Source organism: Acetobacter garciniae (assembly GCF_017377735.1).
GTDB classification, from domain to species: Bacteria; Pseudomonadota; Alphaproteobacteria; order Acetobacterales; family Acetobacteraceae; genus Acetobacter; species Acetobacter garciniae.
In genome coordinates, this window is record NZ_JAFVMH010000025.1 from 1 (window position 1) to 5485 (window position 5485).

Below are 5485 nucleotides of genomic sequence, written 5' to 3' on the forward strand. Positions count from 1 at the left end.
TACTGCTCAATGCAATCCTCACGGCCTCGCGCTTGAAATCTTCCGTATGTTTCATGGTGTCGTCGGTCTCCTGATACGAGCTTAAAACGCTCAGATGACCGGCACAAAACCGTTACAAGTCCAGGTCTGAAAGTCCGTCATCGCGGTGGCCGAAAGAGGGCACTGGGAACGCGCTCTCCCATGACCATTCCCCAGGAACCCGGGCAGCGCTGGAGCCTGGATTTTGTCTCGGATGCCCTGATCTGTGGTCGCCGGTTCCGCATTCTGGCTGTTATCGACGATTTCAGTCGCAAGAACCTGGCATTGGTTGCCGACACGTCATTATCAGGTGGACGTGTGGCGCGGGAACTGACGGTCCAGGTGGAACGATATGCCAAACCCCTCATGATTGTCAGCGACAACGGTACGGAGTTCACATCCCATGCCATCCTGAAATGGGCGGATGAGATGAAGGTTGAATGGCACTATATCGCCCCCGGGAAACCGCAACAGAACGGCTTTGTCGAAAGTTTCAACGGCCGGTTGAGGGATGAATGCCTCAACGAGACGCTGTTCACGTCTCTCAGCCATGCCCGACAGGTTCTGGCTGACTGGCGGGAAGACTACAACACAGTGCGTCCCCATTCCCAATTGGATGGCAGGACACCCGATCAGGTCGCCAGACAAGTGTCTCGGGGGCATGCCCCCGAGACACTTGTCATCCCACCAACCCCAAGCCATAAAAAACGGGAGCTCTCCTTTTGAGTGGATACAAAAAGGGGGGCACGTCATATCCGTTGGATTTGGCACGACAGCCTATCGCTCAAAAGCCAATGAAAACTTCATGGAAAAGCAAGGTTTTGCCTCGAAGCTCCATCGAAAAAACCACATCTCAGGCGCATGCCCCGGCATATCCAGCGGTTCAACGCGGGGAAGTCGGTGATCCGATCACGCGTTGAGCATGTCTTTGCCAATTAAAAGTCACAAACAGGATTGTTCATCCGGACAGTGGGCATCACCCGGGCCATAATGACGATCGGGTTGGCCAATACCGTCTATAATATGCGCCGCTTTCTCTGCCTGGAGCGGATGAGCGCCGCCGCGTAGTAATCCCAAAGCCCAAAATCAAGAGCAGGGCGCATCAATCAGCGCTTCTTCGATATCTTCGACAGATCTTAAAGCCAAGGAGTTTTTAGAATCCTCAATTTTACTCTCAGTATCATATGAACATTCAATATAACACTGTTTATTAGATAGATTGTGACCCTTCCGCAGGATAAAAGCACAGGTCAGTAGTCCCTATTCATGCACATAAAATTTTATGACCGTTGCGCTGATGTATATTATCGCGTATAGACTGAATAAGTAACGGTTTGCATTGATATATATCGTATATTTTGTAAAATGTCGAATTTAAAATGATTTTAGGTATAAATAATCCTCATTTATATTTTCTCACCATGATCTTATGCGGATATTTTTCTCCTGCGTATGGCCAGCAACTTCCACGCCACTTACTCAACACTGGTGACAACACTCAGCCACGTAATCCAGCTTATATTGATGCGTCCCCCCATCTATCCGGCAATTGGGGCGGCATACGGAACTGGTTGCAGGCAAAGGGGATCAATATCCGCATTTCTGACACCAATGAATTATGGTCCAACCCTGTGGGAGGGGCACAGGCATCAAACAATTACATTGGTTCGACAACGGTTGAAATGGCTACAGACCTGCATACTCTGACAAACCTGCCGCTCGGCACATTCGACATCAGTGCTATGGAAATTCGTGGACGGCCTTTCAGTAATATTCCCCTGTATGTGTTCAACCAGACATCAAATATCGAGGCAGATGATAACGGACGTTTATATGAACTGTGGTATAGTCAGAAACTCTTTAAACACCGTCTCGCCATCCGGATTGGAAAACTCGATCTTGGCCAAGACTTCATGATCAGTAGCGTCGGACTCGATTTCCTGAACGCCTCTTTTTCATGGCCGATCATGCCGGATAATGACCTGTACGACCAGGGACCGGTATCCCCCGTGACAACACCAGCAATACGATTACGCTATACAGCATCCCCGCAATGGACTTTCCTGTTCGCAGCAGCGGATGACAACCCGATCGGCGGTCCCTTCATCAATGTGCGGGACCCATGGAACCAGAACCGGGATCCATCTGGCACGCGATTCAATTTCAGTACCGGCGCACTTTTCTTTACTGAAATTCAGTATCGCAGCAAAATATGGGGCCGACAGGGAACTTACAAATTGGGCGGCTATTTTGATACCGGCCGCTTTCCAGATCAGGCAGATTTCACCAAAACCCATAAAACGAACTGGGCCGTTTACACTGTCATTGACCAGACCCTTCAGCATTTCAGTCCGACAGCCGAGATCGACGCCTTTATCCGCGGCAACTGGACCTCTGACACGGATCGCAATCAGATTGTCTATGCTGTAGACGGTGGAATTACGCTAAAAGGACCTTTCTGGCGTACAGCCGATATTCTGGGATTGGGGGCGGGGCTGGGGGCAGCCAGTCCCTATCTGGCACGAGCAGACCAACGTTCTGGCATGCCGGGACAAGGCACAGAATATCACCTGGAACTGACTTATCAAGTCCAGCTTGCACCGTGGTTTATGCTTCAGCCGGACATACAGGGCATTGTATTGCCAAGTGGCGGGGTACTGAGTCCAAAGAATCAGCGTATAAAAAACGAAGCCATTTTCGGGGTGCATAGTACTATAATATTTTAAGCTCCATTATAGAGAGTGTTATGCATCTTGAGAAAGCATAGCGGCGTTTCTAAGCATAAAGCATACGAAAACGATGGCATAGAGACTTACGAGCGTTGAAGCGTACTGCTCGTAATCCTTAACGGGTCTACGACATCGTGTGGTCCATGCGAAAGGCCGTTCTACGACCCATCGGCGCGGCAGCAGGGCAAAGCCACGTGGAGGGTTTGAAGAACCCTCCACGTATACCTGCGCGCGTTCGCAGACGGGTTCAGAACTGAGGGGCGGGCTTGGCAGATGGATCGTGTATTACAACGGACAGCGGCCTCATTCAGCATTGGCTGAACGCACGCCCGATGAGGCGTATCATGACGCGCGGACGCCCTCTGGTCCTAGGTTAACCCCGGACTAGAGGGCCAACAGCAGTGCCGTCAGAATGGCAGCAAAACAACAACCGGGTATAGCTTATTCAAGCTCAAAAACTGTCCGAACGGACGGGTCCACTTCTCACCTCAAAATCCACAGTCCGGGAAAACGCTTCGAGTTGATCGCCAAGCCCACTTAACCGAGTAAGTCATCAAAGAAACCAGACTGCCTCCTGAGCCATTCCCCCAATCATCACTGAAGGGATGGAATCACAGCCAACAGTTCAGATACAGAGGGTTTTTCGAACACTCTAACTTTCCTAGGCCAGCGACAGAGCTCCGCTGTGTTGATGAACAATATTCACATCTCTTCAGGCAGCATAAGCCGGGTCAGCCTCGGTCTTATGACCATTCAAAATGACTAACCCGACAGATTGCTAGAATCTGAAATGCGCGCTCCCCGTAGCACCGCTTTCAACCGACCGGTTGCCATACTGACCGATATAGGAGAGCCCTATATCGATCCTGTCCGTCAGCCGGATGCTCACCCCGGCATCCACCACGGCGGAATCCTGCGAAAGTGCGACCCCTGCCACATCCATATCGTTTCCACCGGCAGAGGCCAGCGTGGTGTGGTTGGTGGGAGTAAGCAGGCCAAATGCCCGACGGTAGGCCAGAGAGCCATGCGGCAGCAGCAGCAGGTTTCCAGCCCGCACGGTTTTGAACATCTTCACCCCGAAGGTGGAGAACGTTACCCCGGTATTCATGCCACGCCCCTGCAGGGCCGCGGCTCCGCCTGCCTCCTGATAGCCATTGGTCGCAAGGTTGACATAGGCAACATGGCCAAAGGGTTCGACCGTGCCATACGCGGTGTGGAAACGGTAGCCAAGCTCACCGAACACCTGGACCGTACCGCCGGAATAGCTGCTGGACTGCCGGCTGGAATAGTCAGAAAATGCTACATTGCGTTGCAGGCTCAGCATGTTCCACGTGTAGGCGGCTCCCAGCTTCAGGCTCAGCGCGCCCCAGTGCGTGCCGGCATACCCCCCCACGGTAATGTTGTTGCTATGCCCCAAAGACCCGCGCCCGCTGCCGATATCGAACATGGAGCGGCCATAGCTGAACAGGCCTCCTACCCGCCACCGGCCATCCATGATGGGGGTATCAAGCCCCATGATAAAACCGGTAGTGGAATGGTGCATACTGGCCGCGTTGCCATCGCCATTATTGTGCCCGAGCCCGCCATAGGCCTCGCCCCACAGCACAGCCTGCCCGGCAAGGCAGCCTTCATCCTTATGCCCTGTTGCCAGTGACGCGGTATGGATGGCTCCACCCATACCACCCTCCTGGCAGTCGGCTGTCTCCAGACGGTCCAGCGTAGCCTGACGGACATACACGCTATCCTGTATCAGCGCTGTGCGGGCAGAGGCATAGACCTCGCCCGAAAGGGCGTTCATGCTCTGCCGGGCGCCTGCCGCGTCCAGACTTTCAATGCCCTGCACAAGAGCATTGCTTTCAGGCAGGGTATCGAGCACCCGCCCTACTTCGCGCTGATTGCGGGTCTGCACTACGGAGGAGAATGTCACGTTATTCCGGTAGATCATTAGATCCAGATCATCGCCATTGTAATAAAGGCTTGGCATCAGAAAGGTGTAGAGATTGTTGAGGTTGCTCCGCAGCGCATCTGCTTTGTCGGAAAAGCCACCGGCGGATGAAATAAGCGCAAAGTATTCATGTGATTTGAAGAACGTTCCGGGAATGACGTTAACATTCAGCGTACCGGTGAGTGCTGTGGAACCTGTCACTGCCACCGTGCCAGAGTTGAGCTGCTCATAGGTCTGCCCGTTCACCACCATTCTCATGCCGGAAGGGTGATCGTTTTCATATACCGACAGGGTTGCACCATCGGCCATCTGCAGGTTCCCCTGCACGCTCAGCACGCCATTAACTCCTGTCGGGGCAAGGGTCGCCCCGGCTTCGACCAGCGTATTCCCTACAGAACCCGTCCCAGACAGCGTGCTGCCACGCAGCACCGTCACGGCTGAAGAGGCAATGGAGCCCTCCACATCCAGCGTGCCGCTCTTCACGGTTGTCGCTCCTGTGTAGGTATTGTCTGCATTTAGAACCAGAGTGCCTGTACCGTTCTGACTCAGGCTGCCGGTGCCGTCGATAACCTGTGCGAGAGTTACCGTGTTGCTATGATCGACAACCAGGGAGCCGTTATCACGAATGGCCGAGGAGGCTGCGATCGAACCCGTGGTGCCACCATTACCCAGTTGCAGCACGCCCTGCGCAATGGTGGTGGCCCCGGTATAGGTATTGTCTGCATTTAGAACCAGAGTGCCTGTACCGTTCTGACTCAGGCTGCCGGTGCCGTCGATAACCTGTGCGAGAGTT

General features: G+C 53.3%; 2 protein-coding genes and 4 pseudogenes. 4 read left to right on the top strand and 2 right to left on the bottom strand.

Features of this window, described 5'->3' with window-relative positions:
• Positions 1-126: 126 nt before the first annotated feature.
• The 3 genes and pseudogenes from J2D77_RS16935 to J2D77_RS16945 form a co-directional block, all read left to right on the top strand.
• A pseudogene (locus J2D77_RS16935) lies at positions 127-744 on the top strand (IS3 family transposase); the annotation flags it as partial.
• A 43-nt stretch (positions 745-787) separates the two neighbouring features.
• Positions 788-1086, top strand: a pseudogene (locus J2D77_RS16940) (IS5/IS1182 family transposase); the annotation flags it as partial.
• A 311-nt stretch (positions 1087-1397) separates the two neighbouring features.
• The gene (locus tag J2D77_RS16945) at positions 1398-2744 is read left to right on the top strand and encodes a carbohydrate porin (protein WP_230975917.1); all 1347 of its coding nucleotides are present in this window, start codon (positions 1398-1400) and stop codon (positions 2742-2744) included.
• 18 nt (positions 2745-2762) lie between these two features.
• Here J2D77_RS16945 and J2D77_RS16950 read toward each other — a convergent pair.
• Positions 2763-2942: pseudogene (locus J2D77_RS16950) on the bottom strand (transposase); the annotation flags it as partial.
• A gap of 24 nt (positions 2943-2966) precedes the next feature.
• On the opposite strand from J2D77_RS16950, the pseudogene J2D77_RS16955 reads away from it, so the two are divergent.
• A pseudogene (locus J2D77_RS16955) lies at positions 2967-3135 on the top strand (integrase core domain-containing protein); the annotation flags it as partial.
• 390 nt (positions 3136-3525) lie between these two features.
• On the opposite strand, the gene J2D77_RS16960 reads toward J2D77_RS16955, so the two are convergent.
• Positions 3526-5485, bottom strand: a 1960-nt coding sequence (locus tag J2D77_RS16960; RefSeq protein WP_207847702.1) for an autotransporter family protein, incomplete at its 5' end; no start/stop codon positions are given.